This is a genomic window from Actinomadura sp. NAK00032 (assembly GCF_013364275.1).
Classification (GTDB): domain Bacteria; phylum Actinomycetota; class Actinomycetes; order Streptosporangiales; family Streptosporangiaceae; genus Spirillospora.
Genome location: NZ_CP054932.1, coordinates 6,606,968 through 6,629,431 on the forward strand (window position 1 = coordinate 6,606,968; position 22,464 = coordinate 6,629,431).

Consider the following 22,464-nt stretch of genomic DNA (forward strand, 5'->3'; position numbering starts at 1 on the left):
CTTCTCACTGTCCGTGCGGCCCGTTCGCCGAGCCCCGCTCCCCGCCGCTCAGTCGCGCGTGGGGCCGAGCGGCGCCAGCAGGGCGTGCAGGGCCTCGAACGTGCCCGGTCCGGCCGCCATGGTCAGCTCCGGGCTCGCCGGCGCCCCGTCCAGCCCCTCGACGCGCCCGCCCGCCTCCTGGACGATCAGCGCCCCGGCGGCGATGTCCCACGCCTGGACGCCGCGCTCGTAGTAGGCGTCGACCCGTCCCGCCGCGAGCGAGCACAGGTCGACGCAGCAGGAGCCGCCGCGCCGGATGTCGCGGACGTTCGGCAGCACCCCGGTGAGGACCTGCGCCTGCCGGGCGCGCCGCCCGGCGTCGTAGCCGAAGCCCGTGGCGACCAGCGCCCGCGCCAGCGGCACCTGCGCGTTGACGCGCAGCTCGCGCGTGCCGGCCGCGGTGTGCAGCAGGGCGCCGCCGCCGCGCACCGCCGTGTAGGACTCGCCGCGGCGCGGCATCTCCACCGCCCCGGCGACGGCCGCGCCGTCCACCTCGGCGGCGATGCTGACCGCCCAGTCGGGCAGGTCGTAGAGGTAGTTCACGGTGCCGTCGATCGGGTCGACCACCCACCGGACGCCGCTGCCCCCGGCACGGGTGCCGCCCTCCTCGCCGAGGAACGCGTCGTCGGGACGGGCCGCCCGGATCCGCTCGATGATCAGCTGCTCGGCGGCGCGGTCCATCTGGGTGACGACGTCGGTCGGGGACGACTTGGTCTGCACGACGTCCGGGCCGCCCGCGGGGCGCTTGTCGACCAGCATCCGGCCGACCTCGCGCGCGGTCTCGGCGGCCAGCTCCAGCAGGTCCTCGGCCAGGCTCACAGGGTCTCTCCCAGAAGGTCGCGGGGCAGGGCGGCGAAGCGCGGGTCGGTGCCGGGCGTGGCGGCGCGCGCGAACGCGAGCCCCAGCTCGGCGGCCAGGTCGGCGGCCTCCACGTCGAGGTCGTACTTGACCTCCATGTGGTCGGAGACGAACCCGACCGGCACGACCGCGACGGCGCGGACGCCCTCGCCGTGCAGCTTCCCCAGGTGGTCGGTGATCTGCGGCTCCAGCCACGGCTGGCTCGGCGGGCCGCTCCGGCTCTGGTAGACGAGGTCCCAGGGCGCTCCGGGGGCCGCCCGGTCGGCGACCGTCCGCGAGACCCGCTCCAGTTCGGCGACGTACAGCTCGCGGTTGGGCTGGGACAGGGGCACGCTGTGCGCGGTGAAGACCAGGCGGGCGCCGTCCGGGAGGCCGCTGAGGGCGTCCTTGGCCGCGTCCACGAAGGGGTCGATGAAGCCCGGCCTGTCGCAGTACACGGGGAGCTTGTCGATCTCGGGGGCGCCCGGGACCTCTTCACGCGCGCGCGCGATGTCATTGAGGTACTGGTCGTTCGTCGAGTAGCCGCTGTAGGCCGAGGTGACGAACGCGGCGGCGCGCCGGACCCCGTCCGCCTTCATCTGCCGGACGGTGTCGGCGAGGTAGGGGGTCCAGTTCCGGTTGCCCCAGTAGACGGGCAGGTCCACGCCGTGGGCCGCGAAGTCGGCCTCGATGGCGGCCTTGAGGTCGCGGCACAGCTGGTTGATCGGGCTGACCCCGCCGAAGAGGTAGTAGTGCTCCCCCACCTCTTCCAGGCGCTCCCTGGGGATGTTGCGGCCGCGGGTCACGTTCTCCAGGAACGGGATGACGTCCTCGCGGCCCTCGGGGCCCCCGAAGGACAGCAGTAGCAGCGCGTCGTACGAGGTCATGCCTTCCATCCAACCAGCCCGGCCGGGGCTCGGGACGTGGGGTCAGTCATACCTGGCCGCGTACGCCTTGGCGAGGTTCAGGACCTTCTGCACGTACCAGTCGGCGTGGTTGTAGTGCCACACCGCGCGGTAGAGCTGCTTGCCGCCGCGCCCCGCGCCGTTGGCGCACAGGTACTTGGCCGCGCCGGGGATGGCGTCGAACGGGTTCATGATGTCGGCCTTGCCGTCGCCGTCGCCGTCCACCCCGTACGCCTTCCACGTCGCGGGCATGAACTGCATCGGGCCGAGCGCGCCCGCGCTGGAGCGGCCGGCGTTGCGGCCGTGGTCGCTCTCCACCTGGCCGATCGCGGCGAGGACCGTCCACGACAGGCCCGGGCAGGTGGTGGCCGCCTTCTTGTAGAGGTCCAGGTAGCTGGACGAGCGGCCGCCGCCGGACGACGACTCGTACTTGCTCTCGTGCAGGTTGAGCACGTTCGTGCCGGGGCCGAGCACCTTGGTGACGGCCCGGACGACCTTGGCCGGGTCCACCCCGGGCGCGTTGACCAGGATCGCGACGTTCGGGACGAGCCCCATCTCGCCGCCCGACTTCTTCCCGACCAGCAGGTCGATGCCGGGCAGCCCGAGGGGCCCGGAGCCGCCCATCGTGAGGTTCGGCATCGTCCGCCCCACCACCGGGTACTGGTAGCCCCTGGTCAGCTGGAGCTGCTCGGCGGCGGCCGGGGACACCACGAACCTGCCGCCGGCGAGCGCCTCCCACAGCTCGGTCTTCTTGGCGGTGGCGGGCGGCGTCCAGGACCGGAACGAGGACGGGTCGACGGCGAACGCGTTCACCTGGCGGCCCTGGAGCTGCACGGCTCCGCCCGCGACCGCCGTCACGTCCTTGACCTGGCCCAGCTTCGCGATCCGCTTGATCTTGGCGGCGGGGATCGAGGCCGTGCCGACCGCGAGGACGTCCGGCGGCACGACCCGGCGCAGCGGGGCGACCTGGCCGCCGGTGGCCACGTTGACCGGGTCGCCGGCGGCGCCCGGCGGGACGCTCGGCGGCGTGCCCGCGGCGGCGGGCTCCGCGTCGTCGGTGGTCAGCGCCGCGTAGACGCCGCCGGAGGTGCTGGCGATGGCGAGCACGGCGATCCCGCCGATGAGGAACGGCAGCGACCGGCGGGGCCGCCGCGGGCGGGCGCCGCCGCGCGGATCGCGGCGCTTCTTCTCCGGCCGCGGGCGCGCCGCGTCCGGCCGGGTGCCCGGCGGGCGGGCGGCGGGCGCCTCACCATCGCCACCGTCGCCGGACGGTCCCGGGACGGGGCCGGTGCGTGATGCTGGTGGAGAAGCCACAACATGTCCCAACGAGTCTGGCTACGGACGGTTACCCCGCTGTTGGTTACCGGATCGTACGTTATCGCCGGTTCCCCCATCCGCCCGGCTCAAAAACATGAACTTTCCTCACGATCGTTCGCCGAGTAGAGTCGCCCCATGTCCCCCGAGAACCCCCGCAAATGGCAGAACTGGGCGGGAAACCAGCAGGCCACGCCGCAGCGCGTGGTGACGCCGCGCACCGCCGGCGACGTGGCCGACGCGGTGCGGTCGGCGGCAGGCGACGGCCTCACCGTCCGCATGACCGGCACAGGACACTCCTTCACCGGCGCCGCCGTCGCCGAGGGCGTCCTGCTGCGCCCCACGGCGCTCACGGCGGTCCGCTCGGTCGACACCGCCACCGGGCTCGTCACCGTCGAGGCGGGGCTGCCGCTGCACACGCTCAACCGCGTCCTGGACGAGCACGGCCTCGCGCTGGCGAACATGGGCGACATCCAGGAGCAGACCGTCGCCGGCGCCCTCCAGACCGCCACGCACGGCACCGGCAGGGACGCCGCGGGGCTCGCCTCCCAGGTCGCCGCGCTGGAGATGGTCCTCGCCGACGGCTCCACCGTGACGTGCTCGCCCGACGAGCGGCCCGACCTGTTCGACGCCGCCCGCGCGGGCCTCGGCGCGCTCGGCGTCGTCACCGCCATCACCTGGCGGACCGTCCCGGCGTTCGTCCTGCGCGCGCAGGAGCAGCCGATGAAGTGGGACGAGGTCCTCGCGCGCGTGGACGAGTTCGACGCCGCCAACGAGCACTTCGAGTTCTACTGGTTCCCGCACACCGAGGGGTGCCTGACCAAGCGCAACAACCGCGTCGAGGGCCCGCCGGAGCCGCTGTCGAAGTTCCGGTACTGGCTCGACGACCAGTTCCTGTCGAACACGGTCTTCGGCGCCATCAACCAGGTGACGCACCTGGCGCCCGCCACGGCGCCGTCCGTGAACCGCGTCTCCGCCAGGGCGCTCGGTGCCCGCACCTACAGCGACACGTCCTACAAGGTCTTCACGAGCCCCCGGACGGTCCGCTTCAAAGAGCAGGAGTACGCGATCCCGCGCGAGGAGCTCGTCCCCGCGCTGCGCGAGCTCCGCGCCCTGTTCGCGAGGCGCGACTGGCGGATCAGCTTCCCGATCGAGGTCCGGCTGCTCCCCGAGGAGGACGCCTGGCTGTCGATGGCGCACGGGCGGCGGAGCGCGTTCATCGCCGTGCACGTCTACCACCGCGACGCGCACGAGGACTACTTCCGCGGCGTCGAGGACCTGCTGACCACGGCCGGCGGCCGTCCGCACTGGGGCAAGCTCCACACGCGCGACGCGTCCTACCTGGAGAAGGTCTACCCGCGGTTCGCCGACTTCCGCGCCCTGCGCGACGAGCTGGACCCGGACCGCCGCTTCGCCAACCCCTACACGCGGCAGGTCTTCGGCGACTAGCCGGCCGGGGTCTGCGGCGCCTCCGCGCCGCCGCCGTCCTGCTGGCCCCCGGTCGGGGCCGGCGTGTCCGGCGTGGTCGGGGCCGGGGTCGTCGGCGCGGTCGTAGTCGGCTGCTCGCTCGGCCGCTCCTCGGTCGGCCGGTCCGTCGGCTCCGGCTCGGTCGTGCCCGGCGCCTCGGTGGAGGGCGCCTCGCCCGTCGGCTCGCCGCTCGGCGTCGCGCCGCCCGACTCGGTCGGCTGGACGGACGGGCTCTGCGACGGCGTGCCGTCCGGCTGCCCGCCGCCCTCGCCGCCGCGCAGCACGTTGGTGACCGTCAGCCCCTTGTCGCCGCGGCCGATGGGCGTGCCGGTGGATGCCTCGACCACCGTGATCACGCCGATCACGGCGACGAACACCGCCGCCGAGGAGACCGCCAGCTTCACCCAGTGCGCCTTGGCCCACTCGACCGTGCTCTGCCACGCCGTGCGGCGCGCGGCGTGGCGGACGGCGTCCTCACCGGCCTCCGCGGCGAGCGAACCCGCGACGGCCCGGGCCGGATCCAGGTGCGTGGCGCTGGGGTCCGGGCGCCCGGCGCCGGCGTCGAGGCGCGTGGCGTTCGGGTCGCCGCCGGGATCGAACCGGGTGGCGTTCGGATCACCGGGGAGCGGGAGGTCGAGCCGCGTCGCGTTCGGGTCCCCGGACCACACCGCCGTCCGCGTCGGGTCCGCGCTCGTCGCCTCGCCCGCCGCGCCCTCGGCCGCCGTCCGGCGCCGCACGGCCGACTGCTGGTGCGTCAGCTCCTTGATCTGCTCGCGGCCCTGGTCGAGGTAGTGCTTGCCGACGGCCGACCCGGCCGTCGAGATCACGCTCATCAGCGCGGCACCGATGATCGTCCCGTACACGCCCAGATAGGACGCCCCGAAGGCGGCGACCGCCGTCGCCACCGCGCTCGCGATCAGCTGCGTCGTGCTGAGATCCGGCAGCTTGCGCGGCATGCCTCCACTCACCCCTGTTCCTCACCAGAAATCCCCCAGAATGAAACTAACCAGACGATCTACGTGTTCCTCCCCAAGACGTGACGCTCGCAACGTCCGCCCCTGGAACCGGACCGGGACGTCAGGCAGAGTGTGGAAAAGGATGCACAAGATTCAGGCATGGCGACCCCCCGCCCTCCGCGTCCCCGGCAAGCTTGGTCAGGTGCCCTCTTCGACCTCGTGAAGAGGGCTTCGAGAGCGGCGATGTTCGGACATGCCGGGTACGGTGCTGGCAGCAGGCGTGTCCGGGAAGAGAGACTCGGGAACCCGGGGGAAAGGGCACGCATGCGCCCTCGGTGGGCATCGGGCGGCCGACCGTGACAGCACGGTCGACCGGTCCGGGGTCCTCCGTGCCGTCAAGACAGGGCAGGAAGGACACGCATGCAGGAGCTGCGCCTCGTCGCGGTCAGCGAGGACGGTACGTACCTCGTCCTGGCCACCGCGGGCCGAGGCACCCGGTTCACCCTGCCCGTCGACGACCGGCTCCGCGCAGCGGTCCGTGGGCACTTCTCCCGCCTCGGCCAGTTCGAGATCGAAGTGGAGAGTCCCTTGCGCCCCAAGGAGATCCAGGCCCGCATCCGGTCCGGTGAGACCGCCGAGGAGATCGCCGAGTCGGCGGGGATCCCGGTCGAGCGCGTCCGCTGGTTCGAGGGACCGGTCCTGCAGGAACGCGAGTACATGGCCCAGCAGGCGCAGCGGGTCACCGTGCGCCGGCCGGGCGAGTCCACCCCCGGCCCGCCGCTCGGCGAGACCGTCGAGGAGCGGCTCGGCCGCGGCGGCGTCGACCTGGAAGAGGTCGAGTGGGACTCCTGGAAGTGCGAGGACGGCACCTGGCGCGTCCGGCTGTCCTTCTTCGAGGGCGGCCGCCCGCACGCCGCCGAGTGGACCTTCGACCCGCGCCGCCGGCACGTCTCCCCGCTGGACGAGATCGCCGCGCGGCTCACCTCCGTGGAGTGGGACGACGACGACGCGCTCTCCGACACCGTGACGCCGCTCGTCCCGCGCCGGCCGGCGATGAAGGTCGTCGGCGGCGACCGCGACGCCCCGCGCGGCCTGCCCGCCGAGCCCGAGCAGCCCGGCCCCGCCGGGCCGCTGCGCGCCGCCGAGCCCCGCGAGTACATCATCGAGCGCGGCCGCATGATCGACCCGCGGCCCGCGTTCCGGGAGGCCGCCGAGGCGCCCCTGCGCGAGGCCGCCGCGCCGCCCGCCGCCCGCCCCGGCGAGCCGCCCCGGCGGCCCGAGCCGCGCGAGCGCACCGCTCCGGCGCCGGCCGCCGTCCCGCCGCGGGACGAGGTCGAGGCCGAGGCGGGCGAGCCGCGCGACGCCGAGGCCGCGGAGGCGCCCGCCGCCGCCCCCGCGCGCGAAGAGACCGGATCCGGCCGGCCGGAGCAGGCCGATGCGGTCGCCGAGCCGGACGAGGAGCACGAGCCCGCCGAGCAGGCGGCCGAGGCGGAACTCGTGGAGGACGCCGCAGCGTCCGAGCCGCACGAGGACGAGCCCGCCGAGGCCCGGGACGCGGACGAGGCCGCCGCGCCCGCCGCCGCCCCGGCCCCGGCCCCGGAGGAGGAGCCGGTCGCGGCGGCCGAACCGGCCGAGGAGGCCCCGGAGGCCGTCCACGAGACCGACGAGGCGGACGAGGCGGGCCAGGCGGACGCGGTCGAGCCCGAAGCGGCCGAGGAAGTCGAGCAGGCGGCGGAACCGGAGCCCGAGCCGCAGGTCGCGGCGGCGGCCCCGGCGGCCGAGGCCCCGGAGGAGCGCCGTCCGGCGCCGGCCCCGGCGCGGGAGGTCCCGGCGGACGAGGCCCCCGAGCCGGAGGCGGCCGCGCCCGCGGCCTCCGAGCCCGCGCAGCCGAAGAAGCCCCCGGCGCCGCGGCAGCCGCCGCGGGCGCCGGCCAAGAAGAAGCCGGCGACCCGGCCCACCATGCCCGCCGCCGCCCAGGACAAGCCCGCCACCGGCTCGCCCGCCGCGGCGGCCGACGGCGGGGCGGCCCAGCGGCCGGCGCGGCGGCGCAAGGCCAAGGGCAAGCGCGCGTCCGTCCCGTCCTGGGACGAGATCATGTTCGGGGCGCGGCGCCCCGAGTAGCCGGCGCGGCGGCGGGCGGCGCGGCCAGGAACGGGGTCACCCACTCGGGGGTGATCGCGGCGGCCAGGGCCACGGCGTCCGCCTCCCGCATGTCCGTCGAGGAGTAGCCGCCGTCGCCCGCGCCGACGGCGGCGAAGAGCGTGGCGAGGCCGAGCCGCCGCTGGAACAGGGTGCGGCGGACGCGCCACCCGATCACGGCCCCGTGCTCGACGACGACCTGGCGGCGCCGCAGCGAGCCCGACCGGACGGTGAGGCGCTCGCCGTCGCTGGCGTGGCCGAGCTGGCGGTAGCGGTCCAGGCCGAGGGGCACCGCGAGGACGGCCAGCCCGGCGCACAGGTAGGCGACCCACGGCTGCCCCGCCAGCACGGCGAGGACGGCGACCCCCGCCGGCGGCGCGGCGGCGCGGACGACGCGGCGGCCCCGGGCGGCCGGCGGGTGGGCGGTCAGCGGCCCGGGGACGGCGCCGACGACCCGGGCGGCGAGCGTCTCGGCGACCGCGCGCGGCGCCGCGGGCAGCAGCCGCCCCCGGTGCGCGGCGTCGCCGAGGCCGGTGATGAGGGCGCCGAGCCGGGTCACCCCGGCGAGCCGCTCGAACGGGTTGTCGGTCAGCTCCACGCCGCGCAGCCGGCGGCGTTCGAGGGAGACGCTGCGGCGGGTCGCCAGGCCGCGCTCGGCCACGATGGAGCCGTCCCGCTCGTGGACGGTGAAGTCCCAGTTGAAGAGGGTGAACGCGAGCACCGACATCACCGGCATGAGGACCAGCACGAGGATGACCAGCACGAGCACGAGCGCGGTGGGCAGGCCGACCACGTCGTGCCCGACGCTCTCCACCCGCTCCCGGGTGATGAGGCCGAGGTCGTCCCCGAGGTTGTAGAGAGTGCCGAGGAGGCTGCCCGCCACCGCGAACGGGGTCAGCAGGTAGGCGCCGCTGAGCGGGGCGTACACGTACCAGCGGCGCCGCATCCGGGCCAGGACGCGGCGCGGCGGGGCCTCGGCGTCGCGGGCCAGCAGGACGCGGCGGAGCCGGTCCGCCTCCTGGCGGGAGACCGCGTTGAGCTCGCCCTCGCCGCCGTCGGCCCCGGCGTCGATGTGGACGATGGCCAGGCCGAGCAGACGGTGCGGCAGGTTCGCGCTGATGTCGACGCCGCGGATGCGGTCGCGGGGGATGCTCTTGACCGACCGCCCGATCAGCGTGCGGCGCAGTTCGATCCGGTCGTCGTGCAGGACGTAGGTGAACGTCACCCAGTCGGCGACGTGGAAGGCCAGGCCGAGCAGCAGCCCGACCAGCGTGAAGTAGAACGCCGTGGACAGGCCGCCGACGAGCAGGCCCGTCGCGCCGGCGGCGAGCAGCGCGAGGAGTTCGCGGACGGCTCCGACGACGAAGGTGAGCGGATGCAGCCGCACGTTCACGTCGCGTCGTCGCGGAGGTCGTGCGCGCGGTGCGCGAGGTCCTCGGCGAGGCGGGTCGCCACGGCCACCGGCAGCCCGGACACCTCGGACGAGCCGGTGTGCGAGGCCGTGTTGACCTCGATGGTGGCGAGCCCCAGCAGCCGTTCGAGCCACCCCTGCTTGCTGTCGACGGTCTGGATGCGCCCGACCGGCACGAGCAGCCACTCGCGGCTGAACCAGCCCGTGCGGGTGTAGACGACGTCGGCGCTGACCTCCCAGCGGTGGACGCGGTAGCGCCAGACGGGGGCGACGGTCACCATCAGCAGCCCGGCGGCTCCGATGAGGTAGGGCAGCCAGCCGACGCGGCCGGACAGCCAGCCGGGCATCCCGTCCCAGCCGGAGTCGCCGGCCCAGGCGGCCACGCCGAGGGCGAGGCCGAACGCCAGCCCCCACAGCAGCAGGGACTCGATGGCCCAGTGCGCGATGGCGCGGGGCGAGACCCGGTGCTCGGGCGGCCGCAAGCGCGGCGGGTGCGGGCCCCCGCCGTCCGAGTGGTGACCGCGCCGGACCGTCGTCACACCGCCGAGTTTAGAACGCCGGAGGCATCCTCCAGCCGGTTCGGCGGCCGCGAACCGCCGGAGGCGTCGGCACGATCGCGCCGCTCGCGACGTTCTGTCAGTGGCACATGCGATGTTGTGGGCGCGTCTCGCACAGCCGCGCAGCCTTGCCGTGGGCGGCGAAAAAAACGAATGCACACCACCCCGGACAACGCATAGTTTGGCTGGCTTCCCGGTCGGCGGGCATAGACGTCCGGCAGACGAGTTCCAGGAGATCACATGACCTACGCGATCCAGGCAGAGGGCCTGGAGAAGCGGTTCGGCGAGACCCGGGCGCTGGCCGGCGTCTCGCTCACCGCGGAGGCGGGGACGGTCCTCGGGGTGCTGGGGCCGAACGGCGCCGGCAAGACGACGATGACCCGCATCCTCGCCACGCTCATCGAGCCGACCGGCGGCACCGCCCGGGTCGGCGGGTTCGACGTGCTGCGGGACGCGCACAAGGTGCGCCAGCTCATCGGCCTGACCGGCCAGTACGCCGGGGTCGACGAGATGCTCACCGGCACCGAGAACCTGATCCTGATCGGGCGGCTGCTCGGCATCCCGCGCAGGGCCGCCCGGGCGCGGGCCGCCGAACTGCTGGAGCGGTTCCAGCTCACCGACGCCGCCGAGCGCGCGGCGAAGACCTACTCGGGCGGGATGCGGCGCCGCCTCGACCTGGCGGCGAGCCTGGTCGGCGACCCGCAGATCCTGTTCCTGGACGAGCCGACCACGGGCCTCGACCCGCGCAGCCGCAACGGCCTGTGGGACATCGTGCGCGGCCTCACCGACGACGGCGTCACCGTGCTGCTGACCACCCAGTACCTGGAGGAGGCCGACCAGCTCGCCGACGACATCATCGTCATCGACCGCGGCCAGGTCATCGCGCACGGCACGTCCGACATGCTGAAGTCGCAGGTCGGCGGCCAGGTCCTGGAGGTGCGCCCGGTCCAGGCGGCCGACGGCGACCGGGTCGCGGCGATCGTCGGGGAGCTGGCCGAGGCCGTCCCCGAGGTGCGCGACGGCCTGATCAGCGCGCCGATCACCGACCCGCAGCTGATGCCCGCGGTGGTCCGCCGCCTCGACGACGCCGGCGTCGCCGTCGGCGAGCTGTCGCTGCGCAAGTCCAGCCTGGACGAGGTGTTCTTCGCCCTCACCGGCCACCACACCGACGACATCGACGCCGAGGCCGACCGGCTCGCGCAGTCGGCCGACAAGGAGAGTGCGTCCGCATGACCACTGCGTCACTCGCGCCGCGGGACCTGACCAAGCGGGTCGCGCCGGCCACGGCCCTGCGCAACACCGCGACCCTGGCCTGGCGCAACCTGGTCCAGATCAAGCACAACCCGATGGAGCTGCTGGACCTGTCCATCCAGCCCATCATGTTCGTGCTGCTGTTCGCCTACGTGTTCGGCCCGGCGATGGCCGGCAGCGTCGAGGCGTACCTGCCGGTCGTGATCCCCGGCATCATCGCGCAGAACGCGCTGTTCGCCGGGATGAGCACCGGTTTCGGGCTGAACACCGACATCACCAAGGGGGTGTTCGACCGGTTCCGGAGCCTGCCGATCGCGCGCAGCGCCCCGCTGGTCGGGCGGATCATCGCCGACACCGCCAAGCAGGCGTGGTCGATGCTGATCCTGCTGCTGGTCGGCTTCGCCATCGGCTTCCGCATCGAGACGAACGTGATCGCGCTGGTCGCCGCGTTCCTGCTGCTGCTGGCGTTCGCGGTGCTGTTCTCCTGGACGTCGGTCTACATCGCGATGAAGGTGAACGAGCCGGAGAAGGTGCAGATCTTCGGGTTCGTGGTGATCTTCCCGCTGAGCTTCCTCAGCACCGCGTTCATCCCGAACACCGAGGGCATCCCCGGCCCGGTGGCCTTCGTCATGGACAACAGCCCGGTGACGCAGCTCGTGCAGGCCATGCGCGGGCTGCTGGTCGGCGGCCCCGTCCTCGAACACGCCCTGATCGCCCTGGCCTGGGGTGCCGCGATCTCCGTGGTCTTCGCTCCGCTGTCGCTCCGCGCGTTCAAGCGGCGGGCCTGACCGCGGCATGACCGCTCCGGGGCGCCCCGGCCGGGGCGCCCCGGAACCGCGCCGGCGGGCCGCTACAGGGCGAAGTCGCGGAGGACGTCCTGGAACGTGCGGGTCCGGCCGCGGTCGTAGGCGGCGGTGAACGCCTCCCCGCCGAGGTCGGCGCGGGTGGCCGCCTCGATGTCGAGGGCGTCGGCGAGAGAGAGGTCCCGCGTCCCGCGCAGGGCGTCGGCGGTGCCGAGCAGCTCGGCGGCGCGAACGGGGTCGCCGAGGAGGCGGGCCCGTTCGGCCTGGCCCGCCAGGACGTGCGACACGATCGGGTAGTCCTGCGCCTGGACGGCGTTGCGCAGCGCTTCGTCCAGGCGCGCGGTGCCCTCGTCCATGGAGTCGAGGGCCATGTCCAGCTGGGCGCGCGCGCAGAGGACCATGGCACGGAAGTGCGGCGCGCCAGGCAGATCCTCGGTGAGGGCGTCGGCATGCTCCAGGCGGCGCAGGGCCTCGGCCGTGTCGCCGGAGCGGCGGGCGATCTCCCCGAGCCGGTAGTGGAGCGCGGCCGTCTCCTCCAGCCCGCGCACGGCGCCCGGATCGCGCATCGCGGCGTGGAGCAGGGCGACGGCCCGGTCCCGCTCCCCCATCAGGTCGAGCTCGTTCGCCAGCTTGATGCGGACGTGCTGCAGCCCGGCGGTGCCGCCGCCCAGCTCCGCGTCCAGCCGCAGCGCCTCCTCGTACAGCGCGGCGGCGCCGGAGTGGTCGCCGCCGCGGCCGAGGATCTCCGCCTGCGCCGTGAGCGTGAACGACAGGCCCCACCGGTCGCCGCACTCGCGGAACGCGGCGAGCGCCTTGGCGAAGTCGTCCTCGATCCCGCCGACCCGGCCGAAGTTGTGCGCGATCTGGCCGCGCACGAAGTGGCCGATGCCCCGCACCCACGGGTCGGGATCGGTCAGCAGGACGTCGTTGCCCAGGCTCGGCACGTCGTCCCAGCCGACCACGTACAGCTGGCCCGTCTCCAGCATCAGCCGCAGCACGGGGTGCAGGGACGCGCGGTCGAGCCCGCCGCAGATGCGCCGGGCGCGGGCGAGCCAGCCCGGGACGCGGTCGCCGCCGCGCTGCTCGTCCAGCGACGCCAGGGCGCCGAGCGCGAGCGCACGCGCGGTCGTCCGGTCCTCCGGGACGCCCGGCAGGGCCAGGATCTCCTCCAGCTCGGCGGCGGCGTCGGCGAGCCGGCCGTGCAGGAACCAGTACCAGCCGAGCGCCGCGCAGAGCCGCAGGGCGAGCGGCGCGTCCCCGGCGGAGATCGTCCAGCGCAGCGCGGCGGAGGTGTTGCCGGACTCGGCGGTGAGGCGCCGCAGCCACGGCAGCTGGCCGGCGCGGTACAGGTGCGGCTCGGCCTCCTCGGCGAGCCCGGTGAAGTACTCGGCGTGCGCGCGCCGGACCGCGGCCTCCTCGCCGGACTCGGCGAGGCGTTCGAGGCTGTAGGCGCGGATCGTCTCCAGCATCCGGTACCGGGGCTCGGGCCCGGCGACGGCCAGCAGCGACTTGTCGACCAGCGCGGTGAGGACGTCCAGGACGTCGCCGCGGTCGAGGCCGGGCCCCGCGCACACCGCCTCCGCGCTCGCCACGGTCGCGCCGCCGGGGAAGACGGCGAGGCGGCGCCACAGCGTCCGCTCGGGCCCGTCCAGCAGGTCCCAGCTCCACTCGACGACGCCGCGCAGCGTCCGGTGCCGCGGCATGGCGGTGCGGCTGCCCGCGGCGAGCAGCCGGAACCGGTCGTCCAGCCGGTCGGCGACCTGCCCGGGCGTCATCGCGCGCAGCCGCGCGGCGGCCAGCTCGATCGCCAGCGGCATCCCGTCCAGGGCCCGGCAGATCCGCACGACCGGCCCGGCGGTGGCGGCGGTGACCGCGAAGCCGGGCGAGACGGCCGCGGCGCGGTCGGCGAACAGCCGGACGGCCGCGGACCCGGCGGCCTCGTCGGGGCCCGCGTCCGGCGGCGGCGCCTCCAGCGGCTCGACCGGCCAGAGCGTCTCGCCGGTGATGCCGAGCGGTTCCCGGCTCGTCGCGAGGATCCGCACGCCGGGGCAGTGCTCCAGGACGGTCCCGGCGAGCCGCGCGGCGGCGTCCAGGACGTGCTCGCAGTTGTCCAGGACCAGCAGGAGCCGCCGCGCCGACAGCGCGCAGACGAGCCGGCCGACCGGGTCCGGGGCCGGCGCGGGCGCGCCGATCGGCGCCATCTCGCGGAGCCCGAGCGCGGTGGCGGCGGCGGCCGGGACCTCGGCCGGGTCGGTCACCGGGGCCAGCGAGATGAGCCGGACGCCGTCGGGCGCGCGGTCCGCGACCCGCTCGGCGGCCTCCAGCGCGAGGCGGGTCTTGCCGGACCCGCCGGGCCCGGTCAGCGTGACGAGCCGCGCCCGCGCCAGCAGACCGTCCACCCGTCCGAGGTCGGCGGTGCGGCCGATGAAGCTCGTCAGCCGGGCGGGCAGCCCTCCCTCGCGCGCGGCGGGCACGGGCGGCGGCGCCGGGGCGGTCTCCGGAAGCAGGGACGGGTCCTGCCGGAGCACCGCCAGGTGGACGGCCTCCAGCTCGGGGGACGGGTCGACGCCGAGCCCCTCCCCCAGGGCGCGCCTGGCCTCCTGGTAGCGGGCGAGCGCGTCGGCCTGGCGCCCGGCGGCGTAGAGGGCGCGCATCAGCAGGGCGGTCACCGGCTCGCGGAGCGGGTCGTCCGCCGCCAGCGCCTGCAGCTCGGGGATCGCCTCGGCGTGGCGGCCGAGGGCGAGGTCGGCGTCCAGCCGCTCCTCCAGCGCGGCGCGGCGCAGCGCGTCCAGGCGGGCCGTGGGCGCGTCCGCGAACCGGAGCCCGGCGGCGCCCGCGAGCGCGGGCCCCCGCCACAGGGCCAGCGCCGCGCGGAGCCCGGCCGACCGGCCGGCCGGATCGGCGGCGCGGCGGGCGGCGCGCACCCGCGCCTCGAACTCGTGCGCGTCGACGGACTCGGGCGGCACGGCGAGCCGGTACGCGCCGGGCGGCGACTCGACCGCGTCCCGCCCGATCGCGGCGCGCAGCCGCGACACCAGGGACTGCAGCGCGTTCGGCGCGCCGGCCGGGACCGCGTCCTCCCAGAGCGCGTCGATGATCCGCTCGGTGGGGACGGCCGCGCCGGGCTCGGTCGCGAGCAGCGTCAGCAGCGCGCGCAGCCGGGCGCCCCCGACCGGCACCGGCGCGCCGCCGTCCGCGAGCACCTGCAGCGGCCCCAGGATCCCGATTCGCACGGAGCGATTCTCCCCCAGGACGCGCGACGCCCCGGCCGGTCGCGGGGACCTGCCGGGGCGTCGGGGGGCGCGGCTCAGGCCGCGGACTCGGCGGCCTCGTTCTCGGCCGCCTTGCCCTCGGCGGCCCGGGCCTTCGCCCTGGCCTCGTCGAGGGCCGCGAGCTCGAAGTCGGCGCGCGGCTGCTCGATGGTGGCGAGGGAGACGGTCTCGCGCTTGAGGAACAGCGCGAGCGTCCAGTCCGCGATGACGCGGATCTTGCGGTTGAAGGTCGGCACCATCGCGCCGTGGTAGCTGCGGTGGAAGAACCACGCCGGCCAGCCCTTGAGCTTGAAGCCCATCGGGTTGGCGACGCCCTTGTGGAGGCCGAGGCCCGCGACGGCGCCGAGGTTGCCGTGCACGTAGGGCTTCAGGGTCTTGCCGCGCAGCGACCGGACGATGTTGTCGCCGAGCAGCTTGGCCTGCCGGACGGCGTGCTGCGCGTTCGGCGGGCAGAACATGCCCTCCTGCGTCAGGTCCGGGATGGCGGCGTTGTCGCCGGCGGTGAACGCCCGCACCAGGCCCTCGATGGTGAGGTACTCGGTGCCCTTGACGCGGCCCCGCTCGTCCAGCGGCAGGTCGCCGTGCCGGACGACCGGCGACGGCTTGACGCCCGCGTTCCACACCAGCGTCCCGGCCGGGAAGCTGCTGCCGTCCGACAGCTCGATCTGGCCGTCGACCGCGGACTGCAGGTAGGTCTTCATCTTCACCGCGATGCCGCGGCCGCGCAGCTGCTCGGCGGTCCACTTGCCCATGTCGGGGCCGACCTCGGGCAGGATGCGGTCGGTCGCCTCGACCAGCATGAAGCGCAGGTCCTGCGGGGTGACCTTGCGCATGTACTTGGTCGCGTCGCGGGTCATGTCCTCCAGCTCGGCGACGGCCTCGACGCCGGCGAACCCGCCGCCGACGAACACGAAGGTCAGCGCCTTGCGGCGCAGCTCGACGTCGTCGGTGGACTCGGCGATCTCCAGCTGCTCCAGCACGTGGTTGCGCAGGTGGATGGCCTCGCCGACGGTCTTGAGGCTGATGCCGTGCTCGGCGAGCCCGGGGATGGGCAGCAGCCGCGGCACCGCGCCCGCGGCCATGACCAGGTAGTCGTAGGAGATCCGCTCCGGCGGCCCGGCCAGCGGCTGGACGATCGCCCAGCCCTCGTCGTGGTTCAGCTCGGTGACACGCGCTTTGCGGACGGTGCACTTGGGCAGCACCCGGCGCAGCGGGACGACGACGTGCCGCGGGGAGATGTTCCCGGCGGCGGCCTCGGGGAGGAACGGCTGGTACGTCATGTACGAGTTCGGGTCAACGACGGTGACCTTGACCTCGCCGCGTCTCAGCTCTCGCTTGAGCTTCTTCTGCAGACGCAGCGCGGTGTACATGCCCACATAGCCGCCACCCACGATGAGGATGTGGGGAGCGCCAGAGGTCTCCTCGGCGGTCCTGGCCATTGCGGCCCTCCTATGATCACGGTCGGCTTGTGAAGACATTCACAAGCTAGCCGATGGAACGTGCCTTGCACCAATCCAGAACCAGGAAAGAACCCCAGAACTTCCCGTTCCGGTAAACCAAGGGCCTAACTCGGGTGTGAAACCCGCCACTCCTTCGCAAATAACCGGATGGAGCGGGACAGAACACGCATGATCGACGTCACCCGGCCACCGGCCGGAGGGCCCGGCGAACGGCGCGCCGAACCGCCCGCTCCACCCCGGCGGAAGCCCTAAGGTTGGGGCGGACGAGGAAGGGGGCGCCGGCGGCGGGAACGCGCACGGCCGAGATGCGGGACCGACACGACGGCGGCCCGGCGGTGCGCGGCGTACGATCTCGCCCGGGAGCGTATCGATGATGAGCAGACACCGGCGTCCGACGGCGGCCGCGGCGGGCGCCCTCGCCCTCACCGCGGTCCTGGGCGGCTGCGGCCTGATCGGCCAGCCGCAGAACAAGAGCGCCGAACTGTCGGAGTGGTTCACCGTGACCAGCCCGGCCTTCCACGATGGCGGCGACTTGCCCCCGCGGTACGGCTGCAAGACGTACCCTGGCGGACAGGGCAAGACCCCGCCGCTCCGGTGGTCGGGCCCGCCCGGAACCAAGTCGTTCGCGATCGTGGCGGACGACCCGGACGCCTCCGGCGGCGCCTACGTCCACTGGGTCATCGCGGGCATCGACGGGACGGTGAACGAGATCGTCGAGGGCGCCCAGCTGGACAGGACCGTCGAAGGGTTGACCACGGACAAGAAGGCGGGCTACGCGCCACCCTGCCCGCCCAAGGGAGAAGAGCATCGGTACCGGTTCACCATCTACGCGCTGGACGATCCGGCACCGTTCCAGAACGGCGCCGCACTGAAGGACTCGCTCCCCGCCATCGCCGAGCACACCATCGGCCGCGGGCGGATCATCGGGAACTTCGGCGGCGAGCAGGCGCGTTGACCGTGGAGCCTGCGAGCACAGGGTCAACGCGGACCCCTCGGGGGGCCGGAGCCGACAGGGGTGCGCGGATCGGCGGAGTTGGCCGATCGGCGCACGCCGTGTGAGGGTAAATGTGCGCGAAGGGTGTGACAACGGTCATAGCGGTCGGACAGAATCGGACTGAGCCGCGTCGGCGGCCGCCCGTGACGATCCGGACGCTTGCGACAATCGGGACGGACCCGCGGTCCGCGCCGGCGACTCCCGCTGGGCCAAGGCATTGGGTGGTGGCATGACTTCTTACATCGTGGTCTTCGGCCTCATTGTGGTCGTGGTCCTGGTGGTCGTCCTCGTGGCCTTGGGCCTGCGGGCCAGCAGGGCCGGACGCGACGACGACGACTGGATGGACGACGAGCCGCAGCAGCCGCGCGGCCGCCGCGGAGTCCCGCCGCCGCACGAGCAGCAGGGCGGCCAGGACGACTACGGCCCCGGCTACAACGACGGCTACGACGAGGGCTACGACGGCGGCTACGACCGCGCGCCCGAGCCCGGTCCGGACCGCCGCGTCGCCGGCGGGCCGCTCGCCGCGCCCACCGCCGCCCCGTCCCCGCCGCCCCCCGCCCCGAGCGGCTCGGCGTCGGACGAGATGGAGGACGACGACTACTGGGCGACGATCACCTTCGACAAGCCCAAGTTCCCCTGGCAGCACGACCGCGACCAGCAGGGCGAGCACCCCGAGCACGACCCCGCCGCCGACCCGCTGAACGCGCAGGCCCCCCCGCCCGAGCAGCCCCCCGCCGAGCAGCCCCAGCTCACCCAGCCCGTCTCGATGGGCGCCGACGGCACCATCCTCAACGGCCTCGGCCACCCCGGCGGGCCGGGCACCGGCCCGCAGCAGGCCCCCGGCGGGTTCCCGGCCGGCGCGCAGTTCGGCAGCGACCCCGGCGCGACGGCGCTCGACCCGCTCCCCGCCGACCTCGCCGGCCCCGGCGCCCCGCAGCAGCCGCCCTACGGCGGCCCGGGCATGCCCGACCAGCCGGTGTACGGCGGCCAGGAACCGCAGCCCGCCTACGGCGCCGCCGCCGACTACGGCCCCGGCGAGCCCTCCTACGGCGGCGAGCCCTCTTACGGCGGCGGCGAGCCCTCTTACGGCGGCGGTGAGCCGTCCTACGGCGGCCAGGAGCAGTACGGCGTCCCCGAGCAGCCCCAGTACGGCTCCCGCGAGCCGTCCTACGGCGACTACGGCTCCGACCCGCTCGGCGGGCGCCCGGCCGCCGGCCCGCCGCCCGCCGCCCGGCCCGACTACGACATGCCGCTCGGCCCCGGCGCTCCGCGCGGCGGCGACCCGCGCGTGTCCGACCCGCTCGGGCTGCCGCTCGGCCGCCCCGAGGAGCCCGCGGCCCCGCCGCCCCCGCTCCCGGCGGCCCCGCCGGCTCCGGCGCCCGCCCCGGCTCCGGCTCCGGCCGCGCACGGCGGCTCCGACACCGACGGGCACAAGCTCCCGACGGTGGACGAGCTGCTCCAGCGCATCCAGACCGACCGCCAGCGGACGGCGGGCCCGCCGTCCGCGTCCGACCCGGGCGGCTCCTACGGCGGCGGCTCGCTGAACGACCCGCTCGGCGACCCGCTCGGCACCGGCTCCTTCGGGGCGAACCAGCCCCCCGCGAACACGGGGAACACCGGCCCGTGGCCGTCCGGCGGCCAGAGCACCGGCGGCTACGACCCGGGCCTGTCCGCGGCGCCCGGCGGCTACGGCCAGGGCCAGCAGAGCGACGGCTACCCGACGGCCCCCGCCTACGGCGAGAACCGCTACGACGACCCACTGGGCTCCGGCGGCTCCTCGGGCGGCGTCTACGGCGACTTCAGCGGCAGCAGCTACAACGGCGACCCGCTGGCCGCACCGCACGACCAGGGCGGCCAGGGCGGCTACGCCGACCCGAACGCCACCCAGGCGTACGGCTCCGGCTACTACGGCAACTCGCAGCAGCAGCAGGGCGGCTACCAGGGCGGCCAGCAGAACGACGGCCCCCCGTACGGCAACCGCCAGCCCGTCGACGACTGGGAGAACTACCGCCGCTGAGGGCAGCGCGCACCGACCACACGCGCACCGACCACACGCACTGACCACACGCACCGACCACACTGAGGGCCGCCGGACTTTCCGGCGGCCCTCAGCGCGTCCCGCCCCACCCGCACCACCGGCTATTCACGGCCAGGTGTCGGGCATGTCGGCGCATGGGTGCGGGTGTGCGGCCGGCGGGCTGGCGGCGCTGGTGGCGGGATCTTGAATCCGGGGCGCGGCGCGGGTGTTGTGTCCGCGTGTAGGCCCGCTAATCATGCTTATATACAGCGTGTGACTTCAAAGACACGCAACGTGTCCGTTATGCGGCGGGATCTGCTCGCCTCATTCGTCGTCTTCCTCGTCGCGGTCCCGCTGTCGCTGGGCATCGCGGTGGCGTCCGGCGCGCCGGTCGCGACCGGGCTGCTCACCGCGGCGGTCGGCGGGATCGTCGCCGGGCTGCTCGGCGGCTCGCCGCTCCAGGTGAGCGGCCCGGCCGCCGGCCTCACCGTGCTGGTGGCCGAGCTCGTGCAGACCTACGGCTGGCGCGCCACCTGCACGATCACCATGCTGGGCGGGCTGCTGCAGCTCGTCCTCGGCGCGGGGCGGCTCGCGCGGGCCGCGCTCGCCGTCTCCCCCGCCGTCGTGCACGGGATGCTCGCCGGGGTCGGCGTCGTCATCGTCCTCGGCCAGGTGCACGTCGTGCTCGGCGGCGGGCCGCAGCAGTCCGCGGTCGCCAACCTGCGGGAGCTGCCCGACCAGCTGATGCGGCCGGACCTGCCCCCGGCGCTGGTGGCCGGGCTGACCGTGCTGGTCCTGGTCCTGTGGGGGCGGCTGCCGCGGGTGGGGCCGCTGCGGCTGGTCCCCGCCCCGCTGCCGGCCGTCGCCCTCGCCACCACCGCCGCCTGGGGCCTCGGGCTGCCGGTGCCGCGCGTCGACCTGCCCGACTCGCCGTTCGGCGGGTGGAGCGCCCCCGTGATGCCGCACGGCACGCCACTCGGGATCGCCGGGGCCGTCGTGTCCGTCGCGCTCGTCGCGGGCGTCGCGTCCCTGCTGTGCACCGTGGCGGTCGACCGCGTCCGGCCGGAGGGGGTCCCGCCCTCCGACCTCGACCGGGAGCTGCGCGCCCAGGGCGCCGCGAACGCCGTGTCCGGGCTGCTCGGCGGGCTCCCGGTGGCCGGAGTGATCGTCCGCAGCACGGCCAACATGGAGGCCGGCGGCCGCACCCGGCTGTCGCCCGTGCTGCACGGCGTGTGGGTGCTCGTCCTCGTGCTGTGCTGCGCGCCGCTCATCGAACTGGTCCCGCTGGCCGCGCTCGCCGCGCTGCTGATCATGCTCGGGATCCGGCTGACCGACCTCGACCGCGTCCGCGACCTGCGGCACCACCGGGAGGCGCCCGCCTACTTCGGCACCCTCGCCGGCGTCGTGCTGCTGGGGCTCGGCCAGGGCGTCCTGGTCGGCGTCGGGATCATCGCGGTGATGGCGCTGCGCCGGCTGACGCGGCTGTCGGTCCGGACGGAGGAGCTCGTGCCCGTGCCCGGCGACGGGCCCGTCCCGCCCCGGCGGCACGTCGTCGTCGAGGGGACGTTCACCTTCCTCGGCGTCCCACGGGTGACGCGGGCGCTGCGGGAGATCCCGGCCGGTTCCAGCGTCGACCTGGACCTCAACGTCGACTTCATGGACCACGCCGCGTTCGACGCGATCCACCAGTGGCGGCTCGCGCACGAACGCCAAGGGGGCAGGGTCGACATCGACGAGGTTCACGAGGCTTGGTATGAAAGAGCGGTGACAGGTGATATGACTCAGCCGCGTAAGGCAGCCCCGCCGGCCCGCTGGTGGGCGCCCTGGGCGAACCGGCGGCGCCGCTCCGAGGCCGAGCTCGACGCGCCGGAGACGTCCCCCGCGACCGTGCTGCTGAACGGCATCCGCGACTACCACGACAGCACCGCACCGCTCGTCCGGCCGATCATGTCCGAGCTGGCGATGAAGCAGAAACCGCAGCACCTCTTCATCACCTGCGTGGACTCGCGCGTCGTGCCGAACATCATCACCGCGAGCGGCCCCGGCGACCTGTTCATCAACCGCAACGTCGGCGCCCTGGTGCCCCGGTACGGGACCCAGACGCCCGACGACTCGGTGTCGGCCACCGTCGAGTACGCCACCAGCGTCCTCGACATCCGGACGATCACGATCTGCGGGCACTCCAACTGCGGCGCGATGGCCGCGCTGCTCGCCGGCGGCACCGAGGTGGAGCACCTGACCGGGCTGTCGCGCTGGCTGCGGCACGGCAACCACAGCCTGGCCCGCTTCCTGTCCACCGACCCCGACGGCTGGGACGAGCCCCCGCTCACCCGGCTCTGCAAGATCAACGTGATGCAGCAGCTCGACAACCTGCTGACCTACCCGGCGCTCCGGGAGCGGGTCGAGGCCGGCGAGATCGAGCTGGTCGGGCTGTACCTGGACCTGTCGTCGGCGAACGTCGAGATCCTCGACCGCGCCGCCGGCACGTTCGCCCGCGTCCCGGACGCGGTCCCGGAGACGCCGGGCTCGCGGACCCTGACCTGACGCGGGGTGACGGCTCATGGTGTGCGGGCCGCCCCCGTCCGGACGGCCCGCACACCGCCCACCGGCTCCGCCACCCCGACGGGCGGGCCCGTGGCCGGACCGCCGGGCCCGGCACGCGCCGGCCCGGCGGTCTTCGATCAGCGCCCGACGAGCTCGTCGTCGGGGCGCGCGTAGTCTCGGACGTACATTCCGGCCACCCGGCGCGCGCGGCGCGCGCGGCCGTCGGAGGCCGGCAGGAACAGCGCGTCGCGCCGGCTGGCGCGGGAGAAGTCCCACAGGTACACAAGGCCCCCGAGCAGCCCGGCGAACGCGAGGGCCACGAACACGATGGCGATCATCAGCGCTCCTCTCCACGGGGCCCAGCACCGGCCCCGCCGCCGTCGCCGTCCACGGCGATCGGCTCTACTTGGAAGGTATGCGCCGCGTTTCATCCTTTCTGTGTCCGGTGACCCGATTCCCGGGAGTCTCTAGGCGCAGCACGCTCGCCCGCCCCGTCCC

Annotated in this window: 16 protein-coding genes; 7 read left to right on the forward strand and 9 right to left on the reverse strand. The window is 74.8% G+C overall.

Annotation, left to right across the window (positions count from 1 at the left end; translation table 11 throughout):
* Positions 1 to 48: 48 nt before the first annotated feature.
* The 3 genes from HUT06_RS30195 to HUT06_RS45330 are packed head-to-tail and all read right to left on the reverse strand — an operon-like array spanning position 49 to position 3,095.
* On the reverse strand, positions 49 to 858 hold the full coding sequence (locus tag HUT06_RS30195; RefSeq protein WP_176198803.1) for an inositol monophosphatase family protein: 810 nt from the start codon (positions 856 to 858) through the stop codon (positions 49 to 51).
* Complete coding sequence (locus HUT06_RS30200; protein WP_176198804.1) at positions 855 to 1,763, reverse strand: ferrochelatase; 909 nt, start codon at positions 1,761 to 1,763, stop codon at positions 855 to 857. The genes HUT06_RS30195 and HUT06_RS30200 overlap by 4 nt, the downstream gene beginning before the upstream one ends.
* A gap of 42 nt (positions 1,764 to 1,805) precedes the next feature.
* The gene (locus tag HUT06_RS45330) at positions 1,806 to 3,095 is read right to left on the reverse strand and encodes a lytic transglycosylase domain-containing protein (protein WP_302931842.1); all 1,290 of its coding nucleotides are present in this window, start codon (positions 3,093 to 3,095) and stop codon (positions 1,806 to 1,808) included.
* 138 nt (positions 3,096 to 3,233) lie between these two features.
* On the opposite strand from HUT06_RS45330, the gene HUT06_RS30210 reads away from it, so the two are divergent.
* Positions 3,234 to 4,544 carry a D-arabinono-1,4-lactone oxidase gene (locus tag HUT06_RS30210; RefSeq protein ID WP_176198805.1) on the forward strand — a complete coding sequence of 437 codons (1,311 nt, stop codon included), beginning with the start codon at positions 3,234 to 3,236 and terminating at the stop codon, positions 4,542 to 4,544.
* Here HUT06_RS30210 and HUT06_RS30215 read toward each other — a convergent pair.
* A complete protein-coding gene (locus HUT06_RS30215) occupies positions 4,541 to 5,530 on the reverse strand; it encodes a hypothetical protein (RefSeq protein ID WP_176198806.1) in 990 nt (329 codons plus the stop codon). The two genes, HUT06_RS30210 and HUT06_RS30215, sit on opposite strands and share 4 nt — an antisense overlap.
* A gap of 408 nt (positions 5,531 to 5,938) precedes the next feature.
* Between HUT06_RS30215 and sepH the strand changes: the two genes are divergently transcribed.
* Positions 5,939 to 7,639: a septation protein SepH gene (sepH, locus tag HUT06_RS30220; RefSeq protein ID WP_176198807.1), complete on the forward strand. Its 1,701-nt coding sequence runs from the start codon at positions 5,939 to 5,941 to the stop codon at positions 7,637 to 7,639.
* Here the strand turns inward: sepH and HUT06_RS30225 are convergent.
* Complete coding sequence (locus HUT06_RS30225; protein WP_176198808.1) at positions 7,611 to 9,050, reverse strand: PH domain-containing protein; 1,440 nt, start codon at positions 9,048 to 9,050, stop codon at positions 7,611 to 7,613. The two genes, sepH and HUT06_RS30225, sit on opposite strands and share 29 nt — an antisense overlap.
* On the reverse strand, positions 9,047 to 9,607 hold the full coding sequence (locus tag HUT06_RS30230) for a PH domain-containing protein (RefSeq protein WP_176198809.1): 561 nt from the start codon (positions 9,605 to 9,607) through the stop codon (positions 9,047 to 9,049). Before HUT06_RS30230 ends, HUT06_RS30225 begins: the two co-directional genes overlap by 4 nt.
* A gap of 258 nt (positions 9,608 to 9,865) precedes the next feature.
* Between HUT06_RS30230 and HUT06_RS30235 the strand changes: the two genes are divergently transcribed.
* Together HUT06_RS30235 and HUT06_RS30240 are read left to right on the forward strand one after the other, a co-directional pair.
* Entirely contained in the window at positions 9,866 to 10,858 is a 993-nt protein-coding gene (locus HUT06_RS30235; protein ID WP_176198810.1) for an ATP-binding cassette domain-containing protein, read from the forward strand.
* A complete protein-coding gene (locus HUT06_RS30240; RefSeq protein WP_176198811.1) occupies positions 10,855 to 11,664 on the forward strand; it encodes an ABC transporter permease in 810 nt (269 codons plus the stop codon). The genes HUT06_RS30235 and HUT06_RS30240 overlap by 4 nt, the downstream gene beginning before the upstream one ends.
* A gap of 62 nt (positions 11,665 to 11,726) precedes the next feature.
* Here HUT06_RS30240 and HUT06_RS30245 read toward each other — a convergent pair whose 3' ends face one another.
* The gene (locus HUT06_RS30245) at positions 11,727 to 14,912 is read right to left on the reverse strand and encodes a BTAD domain-containing putative transcriptional regulator (protein ID WP_176198812.1); all 3,186 of its coding nucleotides are present in this window, start codon (positions 14,910 to 14,912) and stop codon (positions 11,727 to 11,729) included.
* Between the two features lie 74 nt (positions 14,913 to 14,986).
* Positions 14,987 to 16,390, reverse strand: a complete 1,404-nt coding sequence (locus HUT06_RS30250) for an NAD(P)/FAD-dependent oxidoreductase (protein WP_176198813.1) — start codon at positions 16,388 to 16,390, stop codon at positions 14,987 to 14,989.
* Between the two features lie 391 nt (positions 16,391 to 16,781).
* On the opposite strand from HUT06_RS30250, the gene HUT06_RS30255 reads away from it, so the two are divergent.
* From HUT06_RS30255 to HUT06_RS30265, 3 genes are all read left to right on the forward strand, one after another.
* The gene (locus tag HUT06_RS30255) at positions 16,782 to 17,366 is read left to right on the forward strand and encodes a YbhB/YbcL family Raf kinase inhibitor-like protein (RefSeq protein WP_254715466.1); all 585 of its coding nucleotides are present in this window, start codon (positions 16,782 to 16,784) and stop codon (positions 17,364 to 17,366) included.
* Between the two features lie 268 nt (positions 17,367 to 17,634).
* Complete coding sequence (locus HUT06_RS30260) at positions 17,635 to 19,422, forward strand: hypothetical protein (RefSeq protein WP_176198814.1); 1,788 nt, start codon at positions 17,635 to 17,637, stop codon at positions 19,420 to 19,422.
* A gap of 303 nt (positions 19,423 to 19,725) precedes the next feature.
* Positions 19,726 to 21,966: a SulP family inorganic anion transporter gene (locus tag HUT06_RS30265; protein ID WP_176198815.1), complete on the forward strand. Its 2,241-nt coding sequence runs from the start codon at positions 19,726 to 19,728 to the stop codon at positions 21,964 to 21,966.
* A gap of 137 nt (positions 21,967 to 22,103) precedes the next feature.
* On the opposite strand, the gene HUT06_RS30270 is transcribed toward HUT06_RS30265, so the two are convergent.
* Positions 22,104 to 22,304, reverse strand: a complete 201-nt coding sequence (locus HUT06_RS30270) for a hypothetical protein (RefSeq protein WP_176198816.1) — start codon at positions 22,302 to 22,304, stop codon at positions 22,104 to 22,106.
* Between the last annotated feature and the right edge of the window lie 160 nt (positions 22,305 to 22,464).

Excerpts from the sequence above, each read along its gene's own strand:
- HUT06_RS30200 (WP_176198804.1), bottom strand. The coding sequence starts at position 1,763 with ATGACCTCGTACGACGCGCTGCTACTGCTGTCCTTCGGGGGCCCCGAG.
- HUT06_RS30210 (WP_176198805.1), top strand. The coding sequence starts at position 3,234 with ATGTCCCCCGAGAACCCCCGCAAATGGCAGAACTGGGCGGGAAACCAG.
- sepH (WP_176198807.1), top strand. The coding sequence starts at position 5,939 with ATGCAGGAGCTGCGCCTCGTCGCGGTCAGCGAGGACGGTACGTACCTC.
- HUT06_RS30235 (WP_176198810.1), top strand. The coding sequence starts at position 9,866 with ATGACCTACGCGATCCAGGCAGAGGGCCTGGAGAAGCGGTTCGGCGAG.
- HUT06_RS30240 (WP_176198811.1), top strand. The coding sequence starts at position 10,855 with ATGACCACTGCGTCACTCGCGCCGCGGGACCTGACCAAGCGGGTCGCG.
- HUT06_RS30250 (WP_176198813.1), bottom strand. The coding sequence starts at position 16,390 with ATGGCCAGGACCGCCGAGGAGACCTCTGGCGCTCCCCACATCCTCATC.
- HUT06_RS30255 (WP_254715466.1), top strand. The coding sequence starts at position 16,782 with ATGATGAGCAGACACCGGCGTCCGACGGCGGCCGCGGCGGGCGCCCTC.
- HUT06_RS30260 (WP_176198814.1), top strand. The coding sequence starts at position 17,635 with ATGACTTCTTACATCGTGGTCTTCGGCCTCATTGTGGTCGTGGTCCTG.
- HUT06_RS30265 (WP_176198815.1), top strand. The coding sequence starts at position 19,726 with ATGCGGCGGGATCTGCTCGCCTCATTCGTCGTCTTCCTCGTCGCGGTC.
- HUT06_RS30270 (WP_176198816.1), bottom strand. The coding sequence starts at position 22,304 with ATGATCGCCATCGTGTTCGTGGCCCTCGCGTTCGCCGGGCTGCTCGGG.